This window comes from Candidatus Binatus sp. (assembly GCF_030646925.1).
Lineage (GTDB): Bacteria > Desulfobacterota > Binatia > Binatales > Binataceae > Binatus.
The window spans coordinates 1-21544 of sequence record NZ_JAUSKL010000110.1 but is presented as its reverse complement, the minus strand read 5'-3'; the positions used below and the strand labels follow the sequence as shown (position 1 = coordinate 21544).

26 protein-coding genes are annotated in these 21544 nt (G+C 61.6%); 15 read left to right on the top strand and 11 right to left on the bottom strand.

Annotated elements, in window-relative coordinates:
• Window positions 1–241: 241 nt before the first annotated feature.
• Window positions 242–1084, bottom strand: a complete 843-nt coding sequence (locus tag Q7S58_RS19400; protein ID WP_304829964.1) for an LLM class F420-dependent oxidoreductase — start codon at window positions 1082–1084, stop codon at window positions 242–244.
• Between the two features lie 155 nt (window positions 1085–1239).
• On the opposite strand from Q7S58_RS19400, the gene Q7S58_RS19395 reads away from it, so the two are divergent.
• The 8 genes from Q7S58_RS19395 (at window position 1240) to lipA (ending at window position 8067) form a co-directional block, all read left to right on the top strand.
• On the top strand, window positions 1240–1779 hold the full coding sequence (locus tag Q7S58_RS19395; protein ID WP_304829961.1) for a PH domain-containing protein: 540 nt from the start codon (window positions 1240–1242) through the stop codon (window positions 1777–1779).
• Between the two features lie 30 nt (window positions 1780–1809).
• Window positions 1810–2439 (top strand): ribonuclease HII, encoded by a 630-nt coding sequence (locus Q7S58_RS19390; RefSeq protein ID WP_304829958.1) that lies wholly within the window; start codon window positions 1810–1812, stop codon window positions 2437–2439.
• 328 nt (window positions 2440–2767) lie between these two features.
• Complete coding sequence (locus tag Q7S58_RS19385) at window positions 2768–3739, top strand: thiamine pyrophosphate-dependent enzyme (protein WP_304829955.1); 972 nt, start codon at window positions 2768–2770, stop codon at window positions 3737–3739.
• A 6-nt stretch (window positions 3740–3745) separates the two neighbouring features.
• Window positions 3746–4660 (top strand): alpha-ketoacid dehydrogenase subunit beta, encoded by a 915-nt coding sequence (locus Q7S58_RS19380; RefSeq protein ID WP_304829952.1) that lies wholly within the window; start codon window positions 3746–3748, stop codon window positions 4658–4660.
• A 164-nt stretch (window positions 4661–4824) separates the two neighbouring features.
• Window positions 4825–4974 (top strand): hypothetical protein, encoded by a 150-nt coding sequence (locus Q7S58_RS19375; RefSeq protein WP_304829949.1) that lies wholly within the window; start codon window positions 4825–4827, stop codon window positions 4972–4974.
• Between the two features lie 19 nt (window positions 4975–4993).
• On the top strand, window positions 4994–6406 hold the full coding sequence (lpdA, locus tag Q7S58_RS19370) for a dihydrolipoyl dehydrogenase (RefSeq protein WP_304829946.1): 1413 nt from the start codon (window positions 4994–4996) through the stop codon (window positions 6404–6406).
• A 30-nt stretch (window positions 6407–6436) separates the two neighbouring features.
• Window positions 6437–7138, top strand: a complete 702-nt coding sequence (gene lipB / locus Q7S58_RS19365) for a lipoyl(octanoyl) transferase LipB (RefSeq protein ID WP_304829943.1) — start codon at window positions 6437–6439, stop codon at window positions 7136–7138.
• A gap of 65 nt (window positions 7139–7203) precedes the next feature.
• Window positions 7204–8067 (top strand): lipoyl synthase, encoded by an 864-nt coding sequence (lipA, locus tag Q7S58_RS19360; protein WP_304829940.1) that lies wholly within the window; start codon window positions 7204–7206, stop codon window positions 8065–8067.
• A 102-nt stretch (window positions 8068–8169) separates the two neighbouring features.
• Here lipA and Q7S58_RS19355 read toward each other — a convergent pair whose 3' ends face one another.
• The 6 genes from Q7S58_RS19355 to cofC form a co-directional block, all read right to left on the bottom strand.
• Entirely contained in the window at window positions 8170–8979 is an 810-nt protein-coding gene (locus Q7S58_RS19355; protein WP_304829937.1) for a VacJ family lipoprotein, read from the bottom strand.
• 142 nt (window positions 8980–9121) lie between these two features.
• Complete coding sequence (locus Q7S58_RS19350) at window positions 9122–9793, bottom strand: phospholipid-binding protein MlaC (RefSeq protein WP_304829934.1); 672 nt, start codon at window positions 9791–9793, stop codon at window positions 9122–9124.
• A 16-nt stretch (window positions 9794–9809) separates the two neighbouring features.
• Window positions 9810–10343 (bottom strand): outer membrane lipid asymmetry maintenance protein MlaD, encoded by a 534-nt coding sequence (locus tag Q7S58_RS19345; RefSeq protein ID WP_304829930.1) that lies wholly within the window; start codon window positions 10341–10343, stop codon window positions 9810–9812.
• A gap of 9 nt (window positions 10344–10352) precedes the next feature.
• The gene (locus Q7S58_RS19340; protein WP_304829927.1) at window positions 10353–11144 is read right to left on the bottom strand and encodes an ABC transporter ATP-binding protein; all 792 of its coding nucleotides are present in this window, start codon (window positions 11142–11144) and stop codon (window positions 10353–10355) included.
• Window positions 11145–11160: 16 nt separating this feature from the next.
• Window positions 11161–11937, bottom strand: a complete 777-nt coding sequence (locus tag Q7S58_RS19335) for an ABC transporter permease (RefSeq protein WP_304829924.1) — start codon at window positions 11935–11937, stop codon at window positions 11161–11163.
• A gap of 15 nt (window positions 11938–11952) precedes the next feature.
• Window positions 11953–12597, bottom strand: a complete 645-nt coding sequence (cofC, locus tag Q7S58_RS19330; protein WP_304829920.1) for a 2-phospho-L-lactate guanylyltransferase — start codon at window positions 12595–12597, stop codon at window positions 11953–11955.
• 174 nt (window positions 12598–12771) lie between these two features.
• Between cofC and Q7S58_RS19325 the strand changes: the two genes are divergently transcribed.
• Both Q7S58_RS19325 and Q7S58_RS19320 read left to right on the top strand, forming a co-directional pair.
• A complete protein-coding gene (locus Q7S58_RS19325) occupies window positions 12772–13662 on the top strand; it encodes a tetratricopeptide repeat protein (protein ID WP_304829917.1) in 891 nt (296 codons plus the stop codon).
• Window positions 13663–13702: 40 nt separating this feature from the next.
• Window positions 13703–14410 (top strand): dienelactone hydrolase family protein, encoded by a 708-nt coding sequence (locus tag Q7S58_RS19320; RefSeq protein ID WP_304829914.1) that lies wholly within the window; start codon window positions 13703–13705, stop codon window positions 14408–14410.
• 568 nt (window positions 14411–14978) lie between these two features.
• Here Q7S58_RS19320 and Q7S58_RS19315 read toward each other — a convergent pair.
• The 4 genes from Q7S58_RS19315 to Q7S58_RS19300 all read right to left on the bottom strand — a co-directional run bounded on the left by Q7S58_RS19315 (window position 14979) and on the right by Q7S58_RS19300 (window position 17980).
• Window positions 14979–15380: a PIN domain-containing protein gene (locus Q7S58_RS19315; protein ID WP_304829911.1), complete on the bottom strand. Its 402-nt coding sequence runs from the start codon at window positions 15378–15380 to the stop codon at window positions 14979–14981.
• Complete coding sequence (locus Q7S58_RS19310) at window positions 15368–15634, bottom strand: type II toxin-antitoxin system Phd/YefM family antitoxin (RefSeq protein ID WP_304829908.1); 267 nt, start codon at window positions 15632–15634, stop codon at window positions 15368–15370. Before Q7S58_RS19310 ends, Q7S58_RS19315 begins: the two co-directional genes overlap by 13 nt.
• Before the next feature lie 41 nt (window positions 15635–15675).
• Entirely contained in the window at window positions 15676–17592 is a 1917-nt protein-coding gene (locus tag Q7S58_RS19305) for an exonuclease domain-containing protein (protein WP_304829905.1), read from the bottom strand.
• 94 nt (window positions 17593–17686) lie between these two features.
• On the bottom strand, window positions 17687–17980 hold the full coding sequence (locus tag Q7S58_RS19300) for a GYD domain-containing protein (RefSeq protein ID WP_304829903.1): 294 nt from the start codon (window positions 17978–17980) through the stop codon (window positions 17687–17689).
• 139 nt (window positions 17981–18119) lie between these two features.
• On the opposite strand from Q7S58_RS19300, the gene Q7S58_RS19295 reads away from it, so the two are divergent.
• From Q7S58_RS19295 to cgtA, 5 genes are all read left to right on the top strand, one after another.
• The gene (locus Q7S58_RS19295; RefSeq protein ID WP_370655554.1) at window positions 18120–18662 is read left to right on the top strand and encodes an iron-sulfur cluster assembly protein; all 543 of its coding nucleotides are present in this window, start codon (window positions 18120–18122) and stop codon (window positions 18660–18662) included.
• A gap of 86 nt (window positions 18663–18748) precedes the next feature.
• Window positions 18749–19063 carry a 50S ribosomal protein L21 gene (gene rplU / locus Q7S58_RS19290; protein WP_304829897.1) on the top strand — a complete coding sequence of 105 codons (315 nt, stop codon included), beginning with the start codon at window positions 18749–18751 and terminating at the stop codon, window positions 19061–19063.
• 64 nt (window positions 19064–19127) lie between these two features.
• Window positions 19128–19412, top strand: coding sequence for a 50S ribosomal protein L27 (gene rpmA / locus Q7S58_RS19285; RefSeq protein ID WP_304829894.1), 285 nt, complete (start codon window positions 19128–19130; stop codon window positions 19410–19412).
• Between the two features lie 119 nt (window positions 19413–19531).
• Window positions 19532–20560: an LLM class F420-dependent oxidoreductase gene (locus Q7S58_RS19280; RefSeq protein WP_304829892.1), complete on the top strand. Its 1029-nt coding sequence runs from the start codon at window positions 19532–19534 to the stop codon at window positions 20558–20560.
• A 393-nt stretch (window positions 20561–20953) separates the two neighbouring features.
• On the top strand, window positions 20954–21544 hold a 591-nt coding region (cgtA, locus tag Q7S58_RS19275; protein WP_304829889.1), incomplete at its 3' end, for an Obg family GTPase CgtA.

Below are 21544 nucleotides of genomic sequence, written 5' to 3'. Positions count from 1 at the left end.
AAACGTAGAAAACGACAATAAAAATCGAACTCTCGGCCCTCCAACGGTCCGATGAATTTTTGGCAGTGGGCAAAAATTTGCCGGTAGAAAGCAAAATAGCGGGTAAAGATGACAAAATTCGCGCAGGTAGGACCGAGCCCGAAGATGGAGCGAGCTCATCTGTGCCGAGCCGATGAGTCCGCTTGGACCTTTCCGCGGAAAACTGGCTCCGCAAATCGTCGAGACCGCCTGCGACGAGTGCCTAAATTTTGCCGATCAGCGTGCGGCCGACGTCGCTGACCTGCGCCAATGCTGATGCCTCGTCCGATCCGCGCTGCAAAAGAATCAACCGGCTGACGCCCAAGTCCGCGAATTTCTTGGCGGTGTCGAGATCGACCGCGCCGCGCGGCGTCACGCTGATTTCCAGGTCGTCAAACTTGCGCCCGACCTTCTGGCACGCGGCGCGAAGTCCCTCGACGCATTTCGCGGTGCTGCCGACGTCAAGCGCGAAGCCGTACCATCCTTTGGCGAGCCGCGCCGCCCTGCTGTATGCCTCGGCGGTGTGGCCGCCGAATACGATCTCTGGATGCGGTTTTTGGGCCGGCCGCGGCATCGCATTAACGCCCTTGAAGTTGACCCACCTGCCCTTGAATTCGGGTTTCGGCATCGACCACAGCGCAATCATCGCGGCGAGGTATTCCTCCGCGCGCGCGCCCTTGTGATCGAACGGCGCGCCGATCGCGTCGAACTCCGGCTTCAGGTATCCGATGCCGATGCCGAAAATCAGGCGCCCGTTGGACAACACGTCGGCCGACGCGAGTTCCTTGGCGAGCACAATCGGGTTGCGCTGCGGCAAGATGATGATTCCGGTGCCGAGCCGAAGCCTGCTGGTGTGCGCGGCGACGAAGGCCAGCGCCACGGTCGGATCGAGCATCGGAAAATCCGCGGCCACTGGCGACGGCGGCGCCTGCGGGTCCGGCAGAATCACGTGCTCGCCGGTCCACACGCTTTCGAAGCCGGCGTCCTCGGCGGCGCGCGCGACGGCCGCGGCGGTTTTGGGAAACGCGCAATGTCCGTTGTTGATTCCGAAAAGTCCGAATTTCATTTTCGAGTGAATAGCACGAAGACGCGCGCCGCGGCCAGTTGCGAACGCGCGTTTCGCGTCGATTCGAATCGCGCTTGATTGACCGGGCGCGGAGCGGTTCTACATAATCGCATCGGCGCCAGGCCTGCTCCGGGCGCGGCGAAGAGAGGGTTGCGGTGAGATGTCCCCAATGCGGTAACGACAGCCAGCAGGGCGCGGCGTTCTGCTCGCGATGCGGCGCGCGGATGCTCGCGTCGAAGCCGGCCGCGGTGCGCGAGTACGCGCTCGCGCTGTTTCGTCCGTCGCTCTGGTACTTCGGCAACGCATTTTTGATGGGCGGTATCTTTATCGCGATCGGCGGCTGGCTGATGTATCACAATCCCGAGATCTGGCAAGCCGGGTTCGCGCCGATCGCGGCCGGCCTCCTGATCTTTATCGCGGCGATCATCCGCGCGCGCGCCGTAAGCTGGAGTCTCACCTCGGATCGCCTGATCGAGCGGCGCGGAATTATCGCCAAGCGCAAGCGCGAGATGGAACTCGCGGACATGCGCTCGGTCGAAGTGTCGCAGCGATTTTTTCAGCGCCTGATCGGACTCGGCGACGTGACGATCGCGTCGGCGGCGAGCGCGGACTACGCGATCCGCCTGCACGACATCCGCGATCCCGAGCCGGCGGCGGAGACGATTCGCCTCGCGCGGCTGAAACGGCTGGCGTAAGCGGCGCGCAGACTGCTAGAAGGTTGCGCGATGAGCAAGCGGCCCGATCTTCGTTACGAACGCAGGCTCTGGAAAACCGGCATCGACGCGGTCGCGGGCGTCGATGAGGCCGGGGTCGGCCCGATGGCGGGGCCGGTGGTCGCCGCCGCGGTGATTTTCTCGCCCGAGACCTTTATCCGCGGAGTCCACGATTCGAAGCAGCTCACGCCCGAGGAGCGCGAGGAATTGTTCGAGCCGATCCGGAGCCGCGCTATCGCGGTGGGAATCGGCGTCGCGGACGTGCTCGAAATCGATCGACTGAATATCTACTGGGCGACGATGCGAGCGAGCGAGCGGGCGCTCGCGGCGCTGAGTCATCTGCCGGGTCACGTGCTGGTCGACGGGCGTCTGATACCGGGACTCAAGTTGCCGCAGACGCGAATCGTCGGCGGAGATCGCAAGAGCTTTTGTATCGCGGCGGCGTCGATCGTGGCGAAGGTGACGCGGGACCGCATGATGATCGAGTACGACGCGGTCTATCCCGGCTACGGCTTCGCGCAGCACAAGGGATACTGCACCAGTGAGCACTTCACGCTGCTGAGAGAGCGCGGGCCGTCGCCGATTCATCGCCGCAGCTTCTCGCCGGTCGCGGCGGCCTTCCAGCGCGAACTGTTCGACTAGACTAGCCGGCATCTCACGTCGCAGCCGGCACCGCTTCATGTGGAAATTTTAATGGGCCGAAACCCCTCACGGGTTTCGGGCTTCCTGGGGCGATAGGATGCGCGCTACGCGCTGTTAGTAAGAAGATGAAGAGATAAATCTCGATTCGTCTCGCGGACCCATTCCGTGTCATCCCGAGTGAGCGAAAGCGACGAGGGAACCCGGATCCGGGATTTCTCGCTATGCTCGAAATGACACGAACCTGCACTGCTATAAAATTACAGGGACCCCTTTCTGCTAAGTTGATTCGATTGCAAACGATCGCGCCGGTTGGCGGCGTCGGAACAGGATGAACAGGCAGAACGATCAGGACGATACGCAGATGATCGAAGAAGGCGAGTGCCTTGCGCTCTATCGGCGGATGAAGCTCGTCCGCAGCTTCGACGACAAAGCGGACGAGATTTTTCGGATGGGCAGGCTCGCCGGTCATCGCCAAATCTACGCGGGCGAAGAGGCGGCATGCGTCGGCGCGATCCATGCGCTCGCGCGCGGCGACATTGTTGTCTCGACGTATCACGAATATGGGCATCGACTCGCGCGCGGCGCAGATCCGCGGGCCGCGATGGCGGAATTGATGGGTGTCGAGAGCGAACTTGTGAGCCGCACGGATTCGGCGCCGGCAATCGAGGATCGCACGCTCTTCATCGGCGCGAATGGCGCGAGCGGTCTCGCGATCGCGGGCGGCCTCGCGCTTGCACTCAACTACAAGAGTGAACCGGCGATGGTCTGCTGCATCTTCGGCGACGAGGCGCTGGCGCAGGGAGCATTTCATCAAGCGCTCAATCTCGCGTCGATCTCGAACCTGCCGATCGTGTTCATCTGTGAGAACAATTTCTACGGGATGGGGACGTTTATCGACAACACCGTCTGCCAGGAGGAACTGTATCGCGTGGCCGACATGTACAAGATGCCCGGCGTGCGCGTCGATGGGATGGACGTGATCGCGGTTTACGCCGCGACGATTGACACGGCGCGGCGCGCGCGCGAAGGCGACGGCCCGTCGCTGATCGAAGCCGTGACGTATCGCTATCGAAGCTCGGCGTTTTCGGATGCGGCTGATTACGACACGCGCCGCGAGGAGCCGATCTGGCGCGAGCGCGATCCGATTCTGAATCTGCGCGCGCGGCTGATCGCAGAAAATGCGCTCGCCGAGCCCGAACTGGATCGCATCGATCGGGAAGTTGGCGCAGCGATCGACGACGCGGTGAAATTCGCGCAGGCAATACTCGAGGGGTCGAAAAGCGACACCGTCAAAAACTGAATCTCGATGGCGCAGATCTCGTATCGCGAAGCATTGCGGCAGGCGCTCGGCGAAGAACTCGAGCGCGACGAACGCGTGTTCATCATGGGCGCGGAGGTCGGCTACTTCGGCGGCGGGTTCAGGGTCAGCGATGGATTGCTCGCGACTTACGGCGATCGGCGCGTGCGCGACATGCCGAATTCGGCGGCGGCGATCGTCGGCGCTGGCATCGGCGCGGCGCTCGGCGGGCTCAAGCCGGTGATCGAGTTGACGTCGCGCGATGCGAACGCGCTGGCGATAAGTTCTATGCTCGCGATGGCCGCGGGCAGCAGGCCGCGGGCTCAAGGCAGAGCGAAAGTGCCAATCGTGATTCGCGTAACGATTCTTCGCGGCGATGAAACGGACGCGCTGGACGCGCAATCTGTCGAAGGATTTTTCGTGAACTCGGATACCGTTCGCGTCGCAGCGCCGGCGACGCCAGCCGATGCCAAAGGATTGCTGAAATCCGCGATTCGCGGCGATCAGCCGGTCATTTTCGTCGAGCACGAATCGCTCTACGACGCAGTTGGCGAGGTGCCGGGCGACCGCGATTTGATACTTCCGTTCGGCAAGGCGAACGTGCTGCGCGAGGGCGCGGACTTGACGATTGTCACGTACTCGAGATGCGTTCATGAGGCGATCGGCGCGGCGGAGATGCTCGCCAAGGATGGAATCGAAGCGGAGCTGATCGATCTGCGCACATTGAATCCGCTCGACATGACAACCGTTGTCGAATCGGTGAAGCGGACTCGTCGCGCAATGGTGGTGTGCTCGGCACGCCCCGGACACGCCGACGCGGAGATCGCAGCGCAGATTTATCGCGGCGCTTATGATTCGCTCGCGGCGCCGGTCGAGCGGGTGCGCTCCGCCGAGATCGTCGAGTGCGCCCGCCGGTTACTTTAGCGATGTGCGGGTCGCGCGCGCGTTTCGCTCTCGACGGCTCGCGACCCGCGACCAGAACGGGGACAACGAAGATCGATGCGACCGTCCTCATACTTCAGAAGAGCGGCGCGCTTCGGCGCTCAGGGCAGGCGCTCCTTCCGTGAAATAGCGGGAGAGCTATTCGGATGACTGTCGAGCGCGATCGTCGTATCGTTGATGCGGTAGACGAGTTGGCTTTGGATAACGACGGGAGAACGGCGCCGGACGCGTCGAACAAAGCTTCGCTGACGCTCGCGGAAACTTATTTGTTGGAAAGCCTCGCAAGGCTTCGCTGATTCTTGAAGGGACTTAATCTTGGCAAACGCACGCTATGACCTGGTGGTGATCGGCTCGGGACCCGGCGGATACGTGGCGGCGATTCGCGCCAGCCAGCTAAAAATGCGGGTCGCGGTGATCGAGCGCGATCGCCCCGGCGGCGTCTGCCTTAACTGGGGATGTATCCCGTCGAAGGCGCTGCTCAACTCGGCGGGCGCGATGGATACGATTCGCGGCGCGGCGAAGGAGCATGGAATCGAAGTCGGCGAGGTGCGCTTCGACTTCGCCAAGGTGATTGCGCGCTCGCGCGCCGCGGCCGACAAGCTCGCGCGCGGCGTGAGCTTCCTGCTGAAGAAGAACAAGGTCGATTATTTCGAGGCCGACGCGGCGATCACCGGGCCCAATTCGGTCGCGCTCAAGCCGGTCGAAGGCAAGGCGCCGCCCGCCGCCGCGTCGCTCGAAGGCGAGCGGATTCTGATCGCGGCGGGATCGGGCGAGCGGCTCTTTCCGGGCATGAAAATCGGCGACGGCGTGATCACCAGCAAGGAAGCGCTGGTGCTGGATCGCCTGCCGGCGAGCGTGATCGTGATCGGCGCCGGCGCGATCGGCCTCGAGTTCGGATACTTCTACAACGCTTTTGGCTCGACGGTGACGATCGTCGAACTCGAAAAGCAGATGCTGCCCGGCTTCGACTCGGAGCTTGCCGAAGAACTGCGCCGGGCGTTCGTCAAACGCAAAGTTACAGTGATGCTGGGGCACGGCTACAAGTCGATGGCGCGGAGCGGCGACCTGTGGTCAGTCACGGTGAACGCCGATGGCATCGACAAATCGATCGAGGCGGAGGCGGTGCTGGTTGCGGTCGGGCGCACTCCTCTCAGCAAAAATATCGGACTTGAAAAACTCGGGATCGAGGTCGAGCGCGGCGGCTTCATAAAAATCAACGATTCGTTTCAGACGACGGTGCCGAGCATCTATGCGATCGGCGACGTGATTCGCCCGCCACTGCTGGCGCATAAGGCGAGCGCCGAAGGAATCGCGGCGGTGGAAATAATGGCAGGTGTGCGCGAGCCGGGCTTCGATTTGCTGTCGATTCCGGGATGCATCTACTGCCAGCCGGAAGTCGCGACGGTCGGGCTTAGCGAGGCGGACGCAAAAGCGCGCGGGATCGAGGTGAAAGTCGGCAAGATTCCATTTCGCACAAACGGCAAGGCGGTCGCGATCGGCGAGGCCGAGGGCTTCGTGAAGATCGTTGCGACGAAAAAGTATGGCGAGGTGATCGGATGCCAGATTATCGGTCACGGCGCGACCGATATTATTTCCGAAGTGGTGCTCGGCAAGACGCTCGAAACGACGACCGCCGAAATCGGCAAGACGGTGCATCCTCATCCAACGATGTCAGAAGCGATCATGGAAGCGGCGCTGGCGGCCGAGGGCGAGGCGATCAATTTCTGAGATGCAAAGGCGAAGGCGATCACTTTGACAGTGGGGCGGACATTGCGGGTGGCGAGCCTCGGAATCGTCGATTACGACGCGGCGCTCGGCTTGCAGACCGAGTTGCTGGAGGCGCGAATCGCAGACGAGATCGAGGATACGTTGCTGCTGTTGGAGCATCCGCACGTGTTCACGCTGGGGCGCGGCGCCGACGAACGATTCATCGTGGCGAAACCGGACGCAGTGCCGATACGGCGCGTATCGCGCGGCGGGCAGGTGACTTATCACGGGCCCGGGCAATTAGTAGGCTATCCGATTCTGAAGCTGGACGGGCGCGCGCGCGACGTCTCGAAATATCTGCGCAGTCTCGAGCAAGCGATGATCGAGGCGCTCGCCAATTTCGGCATCGAGGCAAATCGGCGCGAGGGTCTGACCGGCGTGTGGGTCGGCGCGCGGAAGATCGGTTCAATCGGAGTTGGTATCCGGCGCTGGGTGACGTATCACGGTTTCGCGCTGAATGTGAGTACCGATTTGAGTTTCTTCGATTCTATCGTGCCGTGCGGAATCGAGGGCTGTGAAATGACGTCGATGGCGGCGCTCAAGAATCGCGAGGTTTCGATCGACGAGTTCAGAATCGCGATGCGCGACAGCTTCCAGCGCGTGTTCGGCTATGGATCGATGATCGAAATGAAAGAAGGGAACGGAAGAAGAGATCCGAAACCTCACGAGGTTTCGGGCTTCCCGTGGCGATAGAGAAGATGCGCGCTACGCGCTGTTAATATGGGAAGGGCGGAATCGGAGAAGATTCAAGAGTAAGAATGGCAGAACGACGACATCCTGATTGGATCAAGGTGCGCGCGCCGGTATCGCCTGAGTATTTCCGCACCAAGTCGATTCTCGGCGAATTGAAGCTGCATACGGTTTGCCAGGAAGCGTGCTGTCCGAATATCGGCGAATGCTTTTCGCATCGCACGGCCACCTTCATGCTGATGGGCGACGTATGCACGCGCAATTGTCCGTACTGCGCGGTGGCGCACGGCAAGGTGCGGCCGCTCGACGCGGACGAGCCGCGCCGAATCGCGGAGGCGGTCGCGAAGCTCGGCCTCGAGCACGTGGTGGTGACGTCGGTCGATCGCGACGATCTGGAAGATGGAGGCGCGGCGCATTTTGCGGCGACTGCGCGGGCAATCAAGGCCGAGTCGCCGGCGGCGCGGGTCGAAGTGCTGGTGCCGGATTTCCAGGGATCGTTTGCGAGCGTCGAGACCGTCGTCGCTTCGCCGATCGACGTTTATAATCACAATATCGAGACGGTGCCGAGCCTGTATCGCAACGTTCGTCCCGGCGGCAACTATGCGCGATCGCTCGCGGTGCTGCGCCATGCGAAGACGGCGGCGCGATCATCGGGCAAGCGGATGTTCACCAAGGCCGGCGTGATGCTGGGGCTGGGCGAATCGACTACGGAACTACTCGAGGTGATCGGCGATTTGCGTGGCGTCGGATGCGACATCCTGACGCTCGGGCAGTATCTCAGGCCCTCGAAGGAGCATATCGAGGTGGCGCGCTACGTCACGCCGGCTGAGTTTGCGGAGCTCAAGCTCGAGGCGCTCGCGATGGGATTTCATCATGTCGAGGCGGGGCCGCTGGTGCGCAGTTCGTATCACGCGTGGGAACACGTGAACTGATTCTCGCCCCGCCACATTTCAATCTAAAACTAAAGCGCCGCGAGACGATTGTCCCGCGGCGCTGGCTTTCAGATGTGACGGTTAAGTTGCGCTGCGATCAGGCTACCATCGCTCTTCGTGCAGGACCTTTACGTCATGCATGCGGGTTTGCAGGTACGCATCCTGAACCGCGCCGTACAGATCGATCGCATAACGATCGGCCTGCTCGAACAGGTCGAGATGCAGTGATCGGTAGTTCACCGCGTCGATGCCCTTGCGGCCGACGCTGACTGCGATCGAAACGTAGAACGGGACGAAGTAGCTGATCGGATCCATCGCACCGTCGGCGGCGATGCCGATCGCGTCGCCGATCGTCGAAGGCCCGAGGACCGGGAGCATCACGTATGGCCCGGTCGGGATATCGTAGTAGCGAATCGTGAGTCCGAAATCGTTGGGATGCTCCTTGATGCCGAACCATTCGTCGGCGGGATCGAACAGTCCGACGACGCCCAATGTGGAATTGATTCCGAAGCGCGCAACCTCGCCTCCCGCCTCGGCCAGCTTGAGCTGGAAGAGGTTATTGGCGAAGCGCGGGATGACGCGGGCGTTTTCGAAGAAGCGGCCGACGCTTTCGCGGACCGGTTGGGGCGCAATCGCGGCATAGCCGCTGGCGACGGGACGCAGGATCCAGTCGTCGAGCTTCAGGTTGAAGGTGAACATCTTTTCGTTGAAGGGCGCGAGCGGATCGTCGTAGCCGCCCTGGTTGTTCTCGCCGGGAAGCGGCGCGGACGCAGACGGTTGCTGAGGAGTTCCGAGCGGGGCAGCATTCTGGGCGCGGGCCGGCGCGGCAAAGCTAAAGCCCGCGATGATCAACGCTGCGACAAGCGTTCGGAGCGCGCCGGCATCTCCGGCTGGTTTCGGACAACGAGTCATTTTGATCTCCGTGGCGGTTTCGACCCGCGAGGTGAATCGAGCCGCCGTAGGTCCTGTGCGATTAGCGCGTTATCTTACTCATGAATCGGTCAGGATTCCACAACCTGAGCGGCCTCGCAACGCTCGCTCGATCGATGAAGAATCAGCGGGTGGCGAGCCGCGCCGCGAGCGACGCCTGCTTGCCTTTGAGGTCATTGATCAGGGTCGCGTATCCTTGGTTATTCATGACGCGGTTAAATTGATTGCGGTAGTTCGCGATGATGCTGATCGCGTCCACCGTGACGTCGTAGATCTTCCATTCGTCGCCCTGCTTCTGCAGCCGGTAGTTCACGTGGATGGGATCCTTGCCCGCGCGAATGATATCGGTGTTGACCTGCGCGAACCCGGGACCGTCACTGCGGGCGCCGAGAAAATTTACTTGGTAATCGGGCCCGCGATAATCGGAAATCTTGCTCAGGTAGGAGTCTTGGATAAACGACACGAAAACGGAGGTGAACTCTTTCTGCTGCTCGGGCGTGATTTGGCGCCAATGGTAGCCGAGCGCGGATTTGCCCATCTCGGTGAATTCAAAAGTGCCGGCGACGATGCTGCGAAGTTGATCCTGGCGCTGCGCGAGCGGCGTCTGCTTGTCGCGGAGCACGGTCAAGGACTGATTGACGGTGTTCTGCACCGTGGTGATCGGATCGACGGCGGCGCGCGCGGATGCTATCGGCAGAATCGTGGCGACGACGAGTATCAGGAGTAGCGTCAGCGTTGCGCCACGCGGATTAATCGACCTCGGGAACCGCGGCGAGTTTGAAGATTGCGTATTCATAGACCTGCTCGATTGACTACTTACCTTTTTCCTTCGCGGTTGGGGCGGGCTTTTCGGCAGGCGGGCTCTTGTCCGCACCCTGCTCGGATTCCTTGCTGCCGCCGCCGCTGCCGATATTGTTGATTACCTGGCCGATCGCATCTTCGAGCACGAATGACGATTGCGTCTCGCGGATGATGTCGCCGTCCTTGAGTATTTTATCGCCGGGGCCAAGCGCTATCGAAACGTACTTGTCGCCGAGCAGTCCGGCGCTCTTGACGCCGGCGATGGCGTCGTTGTCGATCTGGACGCCTTTCTGGATGCGCAAAGCGACCCGCGCGCGAGCGTCGTGCAGGCCGATTTTGGCGACCTTGCCGATCTCGACGCCGGCCAGTTCGATCTGATTGCCGGTTTTCAAGCCAGCAATGTTATCGAAATTGGCGTAAAGCGTGTACCCCGGTTGTTCGACCAGCGAAATCTTGCCAAGCGAGAAGGAGAGAATCGCGAGCGCGACTATTCCCAGGATAGCGAAGATCCCGACGATGAATTGAGTGGTGCGGCTTGCGTACATAGTCCTTATTCAGCCCGCGAGGGCTTCATTCTCGTCGCCGGAAGCCTTGCCCGCGAGGAAGCGCTTGAATACGTCGTCATCGGCGGCCATCACTTCGTCCACGGCGCCGTTTAGATGAGTCTTGCCGCGATGAAGAAACGCGACCCGATCGGATACTTCAAACACCGCTGGCACATCGTGGCTCACCATCACAGCCGTCAGCTCGAAATTTTTCTGGGTGCGGCGAATCAAGTCGTGAATAGCACCTGTGCGGCTGGGATCAAGCCCGGTCGTGGGTTCGTCGAGCATCAGGATTTTGGGCCGGCGGACGAGCGCGCGCGCGAGCGCCGCCCGCTTCTGCATCCCGCCGCTCATCTGGGAGGGATATTTGCGCTCCATCCCTTCGAGGCCCACGGCTTTCAGAGTTTCCAGCACGCGATGCTCGATTTCAGATCTCGCCATGTCGGTTTTCTCGACCAGCGGAAACGCGACGTTGTCGAACACGCTCATCGAGTCGAACAGCGCACCGGCCTGAAAGAGCATCCCGAATTTCTCGCGCACCGCGTTGACCGCCGCGCCGCGGAGCCGGGTGACGTCGATTTTATCGATCACGATCTGGCCTGAGTCGGGCCGCAGGAGCAAATTCAGATGCTTCAGAAAGACGGTTTTGCCCGATCCGCTCGGTCCGACGATCGTGGTGATCTGACCGGCGGGAATATCGAGCGTGACGCCGTCGAGAACCTGTTGCTGGCCGAAGCGACGGCGCAGGTCGCGGACATTGATCGCGTTGCTGCCGTCGTTATTCGTCGTTTGATCGCTCATGTTGATTGGTGTTCGATCACAATAATACCGAAGTAAGAAAATAGTCCCAAGCAAGTATTAACACGCTGGACAACACTACAGCTTCAGTAGTGGCACGGCTTACGCCGGTCGCCATCCGCTCAGCATAGTAACCTTTGTAGCAGCATACCCACATCACGACCACGCCGAAAACCAGCGCCTTGTAGAGGCCGATCGCGATGTCGTGCGAAACAAGGTTGGATGCGATTCCATTAAAGTACGGGCCGGAGGGAGCGCCGAGCAAATCGACGCCGATCACATAGCCGCCCCAGATTCCGATCACGTCGAAGATTGAAGTGAGCAAGGGAAAGGCCACGATTCCCGCCAGCACTCGCGGCGAGACGAGGTACTGGATGGGGTTGATCGCCATCACGGTCAGCGCGTCGATTTGCTCCGTCGCCTGCATCGAGCCGAGTTCGGCCGCCATCGCGGAGCCGGCGCGAGCGGCGATCATCAGCGCGGCGAGGACCGGGCCAAGCTCGCGCACGAGGATCAGCGCGACGACAGTGCCGAGGGCGGTATCCGAGCCGAAACGATGCAGTGCGTTGTAGCCTTGCAGGCCCAGCACCATGCCGGTGAAGGCGGCGATCAGAACGATCAGGAACAGCGAGTCCGCGCCGATATTGCGGATCTGGCGAATCAGCAAGCGAGGCTTGTACGGTGGCACGATCGCGTAGAAGAGCGCGTTCAGCAGGAACAGGACGAACGCACCCAACTGGAGGATGCCGTCGAGGACGAGGGCGCCGAGGCGCTCAATCAGAATTACGATCGACATTCGGTCCAGTTTTTCTTAGTGGTCGGCAATCCCGAGGCGAGCCAAGTGATTATGCGTGTAGGTGGATGACCCGGCGCGAACGAACTCGATCAGATCCGTGATGACGTCCAGGTCGAGCGCAGGCCGGGCAAGTCGCAGCACTTTAGCTGGAAGATCGGATGTGCGGCAATCGTCGAGATGGCGCAGCAGGCTCATCCGGCCGAAATGAGTCGCCACAACGTCGGCGGGCGAGCGGCAGATCACGTTGGTGCCGGAGAAATCGCCGGATGGGACCAGCACCGCGCCGCATCCGGACGGCATCGCAGCGAACACCTGGTCGATGTCATCGGCAGTGGTCAGCGGGATATCCGACAGCACGGTGCATACGGTGTTGGCGCCGCGCACCTTGAGTACGGCGCTCGCGAGCGCGACGGCGGCGTTGAGGCCGCGCGGAAATTCCTCATCGATCGGCAGCGCGCCGGCATCGCGCGCGTAGCCGAGCAGCCTGCGATCGGAACTCACGACGGCGACCTGATCTGCGATGCGCGAACGCGTCGCGGCGGCGAGTACGTCGCGAAACATCGCGTCGGCCAGCGCTATCCGCTCGCCGGGCGGCAATACGCTGGCGAGCCGCGTCTTGGCGAGTTCGAGTTGCTTGGCTGCGATAAGAATCGAGCGCACGGGGTAACTTATAACCTACCGCACGAGCGCATTAAAACGGTGAATCGATCGATGGCGCAGCGCGCGAGCAGTCCGGCTTGACATGGTTCAGACCGCCAATCCAACATGATCGAAGAACGTGCTTGCAACGGTTACCGCCATCGAAGAGCCGGGTGGAAGGCCGAAGGAGTTGAGATGCTGACGAAACGACGGACCAATCTGACCTGGCAAATTAGAATGATCGCGCTGGCCGCAGTTTTCCTGGCGGTGGCCGGATGCCATCGAAAGAACGCCGATGACTACCTCGCTCAGGGCGACGCCGCGATGCAGGCGACGAAGTTGCCGGAGGCGGAAGCCGCTTATCTCGAGGCAATCAAGGTTGCGCCGAACGATCCGCGGACGCATATCGCGCTCGGCAATCTGTACGTGTTCGAGCATAAGGCCGGTCCGGCCCAGGTCGAGTTCATGAAGGTGCTCGAAACGGATCCGAAAAACGCCGCGACGCACGTGGTGCTGGGAAATCTGTTCGTCGATCAGAATCAGATGGGATCGGCGGAGAATCAGTTCCGCGCCGCGGTGATCCTCGAGCCGGAGCGCCCGAATCATCATCTGCAACTGGCCGAAGCATTGCGCAAGCAGGGCAAATTGATGGAAGCGGAAGCTGAAATTCGCGCCGCGATCGGGCTCGTTCCCAAGGATGCGCAGGCGCATCTGGCGCTCGGCAATCTGCTCGCGGCGGAACCCGGCCGGTCCGCCGAAGCCAACGTCGAATACGACCAGGTAAGGGCAATCGACGCGAAGTTGCTGCCCGCTGCGGCCGTGCCGCCGGCGCCGGTCGCGGCAACGGCGCCATCGACGATGACGGCGTCCACGTCCGGAGGGCCGGCGAAGATCAAACCGCTCAACAAGCTGTTTCTGCTGACCAAGAACTCGTCGGTTTACGAAAATCCGGACGTCACCAGCCACGCGATCGGACAGGTCCGCCGCAAAAAGTATGTGCACGTCACCGGCATCACGGGCGAGTTCCTGCAGATCAAGATGAAAAACGGCACGGTGGGTTTCATCCCGGTATCGGCAGCGGAATAAATCGCGCACGCGAGAATATTCAAAGAAGAGGTAAACGGAAATGGCATCTCCGGACATCCTGACGCGAGAGGCGAGTTACAAGGGCGCGGCGTGCGAGATCAAGGCATTCATCGCGGAACCGGCGGGGGGCGGACCGTGCCCTGCGGTGATCGTGATCCAGGAATGGTGGGGGCTGAACGATCATATCCGCGACGTCGCGCGGCGTTTTGCGCGCGAAGGATATTTTGCGATCGCGCCGGATCTTTATTCGCGCCAGGGAAACAAGGTCGCTGCGGAGCCGAATCTCGCGGCCGAACTGATGGGCGGTCTGAAAAAGGAAGACGGCATCGCGGATCTGAAATCGACGCTGACCTGGATGCGCGCGCAGAAGCAGACGCAGCAATCGCGGATCGGCGTGACCGGCTATTGCATGGGCGGCAGCTACGCGATGCTGCTGCCGTGCGAGAGCAAAGAGATATCGGCGTCGGCGCCGTTTTACGGCGAGATCCCGAGCGACGAGAAGTTAAGGGATCTCGGGTGTCCGATCTTTTACGCATACGGCGAGAACGACGGATGGATTCAGCGCGCAGACGTCGATCGGCTCGCCGCAGCGCTGAAAAAATTCAGCAAGGCGGGCGAAGTGAAAGTTTACGACGGATGCTCGCACGGATTTTTCAACGATACGCGCACCGATGTGTACGCCCCTGGGGAGGCGAAAGACGCGTGGGAGCGCACGCTCAAGTTGTTCAAAGCAAATCTGTCGGGATGAAGAAAGGGGATGCGAACTCCACCCGGGTGGAGTTTAGCCTGAGCCTCGAAGGGCGCTCCCCTGGGTGACGCGAAGCCGACTTCGGGCCGCAGGGCCGAATCGCAATAAAATTAAGATGCGCGCTACGCGCTGTTAGAAGTATGCGCAATACTGCTAAACGATAGAGGTTCTGCATGATCCGCAGCGGTGCGACTCTTCCGTAATCGTGAGCGGAGCTGGCACCTTGAGCTGAGGCTGCCGCCCGATACCTCGCCCGCTTTTTTGCGGGAGAGGCGGCCGAGGAGCGCAGCGCCGAGGCGATGAGGTGCTGGATCGCGCGTCAGGGTAAAAAATCCGGGATTCTTCTGCTGTGCAGCCGTCGCTTCAGAATGTCGTGGGGGGAATCGATCGTAGCGGGTTCGTCTTGGAATGCGGCGCATATGTCGAACATCGAGATCTTTCGACTCCGGCAGCCTCCGCTCAAGATGACGGAGTGGGTCGTTCCGTGTCATCCCGAGTGAGCCTTGCGACGAGGGAACCCGGATCCGGAATTCCTCGCTGCGCTCGGAATGACGGGACGCGGCGCACTCTACAACAGCAGAGTCTTGAGTCCCGGGATGCGCGGGAAGCTGCGGAGATCTCGCGTCGCGACGCGGTAGTCGAGAGCCAACGCGGTTGCGGCGATCATCGCGTCGTGGGCGCCAACTCTCCTGCGGGTGCGATCCAGTCCGGCCGTAAGCGCAGAATGCACGCGCGCGATGGTCAGGTCGAAGGGCACCGTCGGTAGTCGCGCGAGCAAACCTTCAACGTAGGCGCTACGACGTGTTCGCTGCGCTGCATTACGAGCCTGATGCCACCCGTACAGCAGTTCAGACGCGGTAACCGCGGAAAGTGCGACCTCTTCATCCGCTAACTGCGCAAGCATATCTTCGAAACTCAGGTTTCCGCGCTCGGCGTCGATGAAAACGCTGGAGTCGATCAACGTGGCCAACGCGACTTCTCAAATGGCGGCTGATTGCGGATCAGTTTTTCGACGACCTTCCCGTATTCGCGGTCAGGATGCGGAAGAGTCCGCAACAATTCGACCAGTTCACGCCCGCTGATCGTCGCGGGCCGCGCTGGAACTATTTCGCAGACCGGCTCGCCTCCGCGCTTCACCACGAAACTTTCGTTTCGATAGCGCACCCGGTTCAGCAATTCGGAGAAGCGGCGTGCGGCATCCGTCGCCGAAATGTCAGATTTCATGATTATCTGATTCTATGACCCTTGGGACCTTGTGACAACCGTCAGGACGCTAGCGCAGAGGGGTCGAGAATCGGGCTGTTCAGATAGATCAGGCGGCCTTCGGCGGGGGCGCGCTCGCGGAGCCATCGCGCGACGATGCTCATCGCCTCGAGTTCGCCGCGCTCGACCGGCTTCAGTTTGTATCGTTCATGGTTCTCCGCGATGAAGGCGACGACCTCGCGCGCTGATTCCGGCGCGTCAAGCATTCGGGTGAGCGCGAGGCGGCCCGCTAGCACGACGTGCGCTGCCCGATCGGAGCCCTCGCCGGTCACGATCACGAGATTGTTCTCGGTCACCACCTGGCTAAGGCGTGACGCGCGATGCGCCAGCGTCGTCAGCAATGAGAGTTCGCGGCGATAGCGGGTGGCCTCCTCGAAACGCATCGCGGATGCGGCCTGATCGCGGGCCTTGGCGAGACCGCCGAGCAGAGCGCCGCCGCGGCCGCGCAAAAACGCGACCGCATTGCGCACCCGCTCGGCATAACCGTCCGCGTCGATACTCAAATTGCACGGCGCGGTGCAATGATGCATCTGGCCGTAGATGCACGGCGAGAAATCCTCGTCGGGCTGAAGCTTGCCGGAGCAAGTGCGAAGCCCGAGCACGCGCGACAGCGCGTGCACCGAGTGATCGAGGCTGCGGCGGCCGATGAACGGGCCGAGTTGCAGCAGGCCGCGCCGCGCGCTCATCCTAAGCGCGATCATCAGGCGCGGAAATTCGTCCATCATGTCGAGCTTGATGAAGTAGGCGGGAGCGGCGGATTTGAGCATCCGGTTGTAGGGCGGCTTCAGCTCGCGAATCATCCGCGCTTCGTCGAGGGCGGCTTCGAGCGGCGAGCGCGTCGGCCGCGTCTCGATTTTGTAAACGTGCGAGATCAGTTCCGCGGTCTTCGCATTCACCGACGAGGTGAAATACGAGCTGACGCGATCTTTCAGGCGGCGCGCCTTGCCGATATAGAGCAGGTCGCCGCGCTCATTGCGCATCAGGTACACGCCCGGAGTCGTGGGGAGCGCCGCGATAACTTCCTCAGGCACGTGACGCTCGATTCTGCGCCGCGCGATACCGCGGCTGTGATCGTCGAGCAGGCGGTCGAGCCGCGTCATGCCCATCTTCGGCGCCATCTCGAGAAAGATCGAAAGAATCTCCGCGGCCATGCGCGCATCGCCGAGTCCGCGATGCCGTCCTTCCTGCGAGAGCCCGAAATGTTCCGCGAGCAAATCGAGCCGGCGCCGTTTCACCGACGGCAGGAATCGGCGCGACATCCGGAGCGTGCAGAGCAGCGGGTTCGGCAATCCGATTCCAAAGATGCGGCGGAACTCGAAATCGAGAAAAGAAAAATCGAAGCTCGCGTTGTGCGCGACCATCACGCGGTCGCCGAGGAAGTCGCGAAATGCCGGCAGCACCTGCTCGATCGGAGGCGCATCGCGGACCATCTCGCCGGTGATCGACGTGAGATTCGAAATAAAGCGCGGAATCGATCCGTGCGGGCGCACCAGCGACTGGAACGATTCGGTCATCCGGCGGCCGACCATCCGATACGCGCCGATTTCGATGATGGTGCCGGGACCCGGCGCTCCGCCGGTCGTCTCCAAATCGACGACCACAAATTCCGCTTCGTCGAGCGGAACGCGCAATCGATCGCTTTGTTGCAGCGACCAGAGCGCCGTGTCCGCATCGAAGATGAAATTCGGATCGCCGGCGAGCATCTGGCGGACGATGCGCGCGCCGAGTTCCGGGTCCGATCCCGCACCGCTTAAGAGCAGGCCGACGAGTTCGGCGGAATCGGCGCCGGCTGGGCGCGCGCGCAGAAATTCGTACAGCTTTTGTTTCGCCGAGATTCCGAAATCGCGCTGATTCGCGCCCGGGATTACCGCTGCTTCCGACACATCCCACCCCTCAACGCTGTGAATTAGCAGGGGCATCGAGGATCGGCAACGCCGCTGAGTGACAACGGTTGTCCAGTCTCAGCTACGCCGAAGGCTCGAAGCATCTCGGTCGCGCCGGCTCGCGATGACGTTACGGAATGGCCTTGATGATTTTTCGGTACTCGTCCTCGGTGAACGCGCGATGCGATTCGGTGCGGACATTGCCCTGCGCACTCAACGTCAGGATTGCCTGCGCGAGCGAGTCCTCGTTGGGCGCCTCGACGATGAACATCGAATCGTACTGGCCCATCATCGAGTAGAAATCTTTCACCTTGGCGCCGTGCTGATGAAATGTTTTCTTCGCTTCATCGACTCGATCGGGCGAGCCGCGCAGATGGTCGAGACCCTGGTGCGTGAGATGGAAGAAAATTACGTAGGTCGGCATTGGAGAGCCCTCCTATTCCGCGTGTCGAATCAATATTTCACAACGCATCGCGAGCGGCCAAACGAGCGAGTCGCACGATCAGGCGTATGGCTTGTGACCAGGCGGCGATCTACAATGAAAGGTCCAGGATAGAGGAAATATGTCGATGGAACGAATTGAATTGGCGCGCGATTGCGAGGGCGTGCAGATCCCGGCCGGCATCAAAACGGTGCTGGAAAAAGGGATCGAGGCGTTCATCACGCAATCGCTCGGCGGGACGTTCACCGTGCAGGTGCCGGCGCATGGCGGATTGTTCCGAATCGCGGGCAAGGATGCCGACGCGCTCGGCAAGAATCCGGAAGATGCGGGTGGCGCGGCGGTCGGTGGCGGCGACCTCGAGGCGATGGTGTGGGAGCAGTTGAAGAGCTGCTTCGATCCGGAAATCCCGGTCAACATCGTCGATCTCGGCCTGGTGTACGGGATGGAAGTGCAAGACCAGACCGACGGCACCAAGCGGGTCGAAGTCAAGATGACGTTGACGGCGCAAGGCTGCGGGATGGGCGCGTCGATCGCGCTCGATGCGCGGCACAAAATCATGACGCTGCCGGGGGTGTCGGAGGCGGACGTCGATTTGGTGTGGGATCCGCCGTGGACGCCGCAAATGATCTCGCCCGAAGGCCGCGAACGCCTGGGGATCGACTAGGAGATCGCAAGAAATCCGCGTCCCGGCCGAGCTGCGTTGACACGCTCGGATGGGTCCGATAGCTTGGCGGATTCAAGTAAAGGTAAATGTTCGCAATAGTTAAGACAGGTGGAAAGCAGTACCGCGTCGGCGTCGGCGACCAGATAACGGTCGAGCGATTGGTCGGCGAGGTGGGCGGCGCGATCTCGCTGAATGAAGTACTGGCAGTGGGCGGTGAAGCGCCCAAGGTCGGCACTCCGACCGTCGCGGGTGCGTCGGTCACGGCGAAAATCGTGCAGCAACCGCGCGGCACGAAAGTGATCGTGTTCAAGAAGAAGCGGCGGAAGAACTATCGTCGCAAACGCGGGCATCGGCAGGAATTGACGGTGCTGAAGATCGAGGAAATTTCCGCAGGCGCATAGACGCAGGCGATACTTAGCATTCAATCGCGGTCGCGAGCGACTGCTTAAATCAGGGAGAAATTCCGTGGCGCATAAGAAAGGACAAGGATCGACGCGCAACGGCCGCGACAGTCCGGGGCAGCGTCGCGGAATCAAGATATACGCGGGGCAAACCGTCAGGGCCGGCAATATCATCATCCGGCAGCTTGGCACGCGGGTGCATCCGGGGCGCAACGTCGGACTCGGGCGCGACTACACGATTTACGCGCTCATCGACGGTGTGGTTAAGTACGAGCCGAAGGGAGAGAAGCGGCAGGTCAGCGTCGAGCCGCTTCCGCCGAGCGTCGAATCGGTTGGGGCGCCTGCGTAAGTTTGCGTAGCCGGCAAGTTTGAATGAAGCCCCGCGGTGCGCCGTGGGGCTTTTGTTTTTCGACGCTTCATGATCGAAACACGCGCCGCGGCCATTTCCGCGCGCGGGAGGAATCTGCGATGCGACTAGGTTTAGTTTCCGGCTATTCGGGTGCGGCGATGGGTCTGCCGATGGACACGATTCTCGAGGCGGAGAAAGTCGGCTTCGATTCGGTGTGGACTGCGGAGGCATACGGCTCCGATGCGATCGTGCCGCTTTCATGGATCGCGGCGCTCACCAAAAAAATCCGGCTCGGCACCGGTATCATGCAGATGCCCGGGCGAACTCCTGCGATGACTGCGATGACGGCGATGACGATCGATGCGCTGTCAGGCGGGCGATTCATCCTGGGAATTGGACCATCGGGGCCGCAGGTGGTCGAGGGATGGCACGGCGTTCCCTACGGCAAACCGCTGCAGAGGACGCGTGAGTACATCGACATCGTGCGCAAAATTCTCGCGCGCGAAGTTCCCGTCGAGCATCACGGCAAGGAATACGACATCCCGTACACCGGACCGGGAGCGACGGGCTTCGGCAAGCCGCTCAAGAGTATCCTGCACGGCCGCAAGGACATGGAGATCTACACCGCGTCGATCAGTCCGAAGGGAATCGCGCTGGCGGCGGAAATCGCGGCCGGGGTGATCCCGGTGTGGATGAATCCCGAGCGCTGGGACATCTGGGAGAAGCCGGCGAAGGAAGGCTTCGCGAAGGCCGGCGGCGCCAAGAGCTTCGACAATTTCGACGTCGCGCCGTTCGTCACGTGCGTGATGGGCTCCGACCTCGAAAAATGCCGGATGCCGGTGAAGGGAATGATGGCGCTGTACATCGGCGGGATGGGCGCGCGCGGCAAAAATTTTTACAACGACTATGCGAAGCGCCTCGGCTACGAAGAGGTGGCGGTGAAAATCCAGGACCTGTATCTCGCAGGCAAAAAGGCCGAAGCGATCGCGCTGGTGCCGGACAAGCTGGTGGACGAGGTCGCGCTGGTGGGCAATCGCGAGCGAATCGGCGATCGGCTGAAGGCGTGGAAGGCGTCGCCGGTGAAGACGATGCTGATCGGGACCGGCGATATCAACGCGGTGCGCGCGCTGGCGGAGATGTGCCTGTAGAGCGGCGCACAAAGAAAGGAAAGAGTCGGAGATCCGAAACCCCTCGCGGGTGGAGTTTACCCTGAGCCTCGAAGGGGCAGCTTCCTGGGGTGACGCGAAGCCGACTTCGGGCCGCAGGGCCGAATCGCGATAAGATAAGATGCGCGCTACGCGCTGTTAGTAAAATGGGGGATGGCACGGAAGGAGCACCCGACGGCAAAGGTGGCGATCATTGCTGAGTGAGAACGAAGAATTCGGAGCCGGGTTCCCTCGTCGCTACGCTCGCTCGGGATGACACGGAAGCAGAACGCGAGAGCTGAAGTGTCGGGCCATTCTGCGATTGCGATCGCTCAGGATGACGTGGTCGGATGACGCGGAAATCATCGGCGCGGCTGATATACTCGCGGCACCATCATGCGATTCGTCGATGAAGCCAAAGTTTTCGTCCACGCCGGCAAGGGTGGCGACGGCGCGATCGCATTTTTGCGCGAAAAATTTCGGCCCTTCGGCGGTCCCGCGGGCGGCGACGGAGGGCGCGGCGGCAGCGTGATATTCCAGGTTGATGAAGGACTCTCGACGCTGCTCGATTTCAAGTACCAGCCGCGCGTGATCGCGAAGGACGGCGAGGCTGGGCGCGGCAAGCAGCAGTACGGGCATTCGGCGGAAGACGTGCTCGTGCGGGTGCCGGCCGGTACGATCGTGTTCGATGACGCCACGGGCGAGACGCTCGCGGACCTCGTGATGCCGGGCACGACCGCGGTGATCGCGAAAGGTGGCGAGGGCGGGCGCGGCAACATGCATTTCACGTCGTCAACGCGGCGCTCACCGCGAATCGCAACTCCGGGCACGCAGGGCGAGCAGCGCTGGATTCGGATGGAACTCAGGCTGGTCGCGGAGGCCGGCCTGGTGGGACTTCCGAACGCGGGAAAATCGACGCTCTTGACGGCGCTCAGCGCAGCGCGGCCGAAAATCGCACCCTACCCTTTCACGACGCTCGCGCCGAAT

What these genes read in the sequence shown, in the direction of transcription:
- Q7S58_RS19400 (WP_304829964.1), bottom strand. Translation starts at nt 1,084, where the DNA reads ATGAAATTCGGACTTTTCGGAATCAACAACGGACATTGCGCGTTTCCC.
- Q7S58_RS19390 (WP_304829958.1), top strand. Translation starts at nt 1,810, where the DNA reads ATGAGCAAGCGGCCCGATCTTCGTTACGAACGCAGGCTCTGGAAAACC.
- Q7S58_RS19385 (WP_304829955.1), top strand. Translation starts at nt 2,768, where the DNA reads ATGAACAGGCAGAACGATCAGGACGATACGCAGATGATCGAAGAAGGC.
- Q7S58_RS19380 (WP_304829952.1), top strand. Translation starts at nt 3,746, where the DNA reads ATGGCGCAGATCTCGTATCGCGAAGCATTGCGGCAGGCGCTCGGCGAA.
- Q7S58_RS19375 (WP_304829949.1), top strand. Translation starts at nt 4,825, where the DNA reads ATGACTGTCGAGCGCGATCGTCGTATCGTTGATGCGGTAGACGAGTTG.
- lipA (WP_304829940.1), top strand. Translation starts at nt 7,204, where the DNA reads ATGGCAGAACGACGACATCCTGATTGGATCAAGGTGCGCGCGCCGGTA.
- Q7S58_RS19355 (WP_304829937.1), bottom strand. Translation starts at nt 8,979, where the DNA reads ATGACTCGTTGTCCGAAACCAGCCGGAGATGCCGGCGCGCTCCGAACG.
- Q7S58_RS19350 (WP_304829934.1), bottom strand. Translation starts at nt 9,793, where the DNA reads ATGAATACGCAATCTTCAAACTCGCCGCGGTTCCCGAGGTCGATTAAT.
- Q7S58_RS19345 (WP_304829930.1), bottom strand. Translation starts at nt 10,343, where the DNA reads ATGTACGCAAGCCGCACCACTCAATTCATCGTCGGGATCTTCGCTATC.
- Q7S58_RS19340 (WP_304829927.1), bottom strand. Translation starts at nt 11,144, where the DNA reads ATGAGCGATCAAACGACGAATAACGACGGCAGCAACGCGATCAATGTC.
- Q7S58_RS19335 (WP_304829924.1), bottom strand. Translation starts at nt 11,937, where the DNA reads ATGTCGATCGTAATTCTGATTGAGCGCCTCGGCGCCCTCGTCCTCGAC.
- Q7S58_RS19325 (WP_304829917.1), top strand. Translation starts at nt 12,772, where the DNA reads ATGCTGACGAAACGACGGACCAATCTGACCTGGCAAATTAGAATGATC.
- Q7S58_RS19320 (WP_304829914.1), top strand. Translation starts at nt 13,703, where the DNA reads ATGGCATCTCCGGACATCCTGACGCGAGAGGCGAGTTACAAGGGCGCG.
- Q7S58_RS19310 (WP_304829908.1), bottom strand. Translation starts at nt 15,634, where the DNA reads ATGAAATCTGACATTTCGGCGACGGATGCCGCACGCCGCTTCTCCGAA.
- Q7S58_RS19305 (WP_304829905.1), bottom strand. Translation starts at nt 17,592, where the DNA reads ATGCCCCTGCTAATTCACAGCGTTGAGGGGTGGGATGTGTCGGAAGCA.
- Q7S58_RS19300 (WP_304829903.1), bottom strand. Translation starts at nt 17,980, where the DNA reads ATGCCGACCTACGTAATTTTCTTCCATCTCACGCACCAGGGTCTCGAC.
- Q7S58_RS19295 (WP_370655554.1), top strand. Translation starts at nt 18,120, where the DNA reads ATGTCGATGGAACGAATTGAATTGGCGCGCGATTGCGAGGGCGTGCAG.
- rplU (WP_304829897.1), top strand. Translation starts at nt 18,749, where the DNA reads ATGTTCGCAATAGTTAAGACAGGTGGAAAGCAGTACCGCGTCGGCGTC.
- Q7S58_RS19280 (WP_304829892.1), top strand. Translation starts at nt 19,532, where the DNA reads ATGCGACTAGGTTTAGTTTCCGGCTATTCGGGTGCGGCGATGGGTCTG.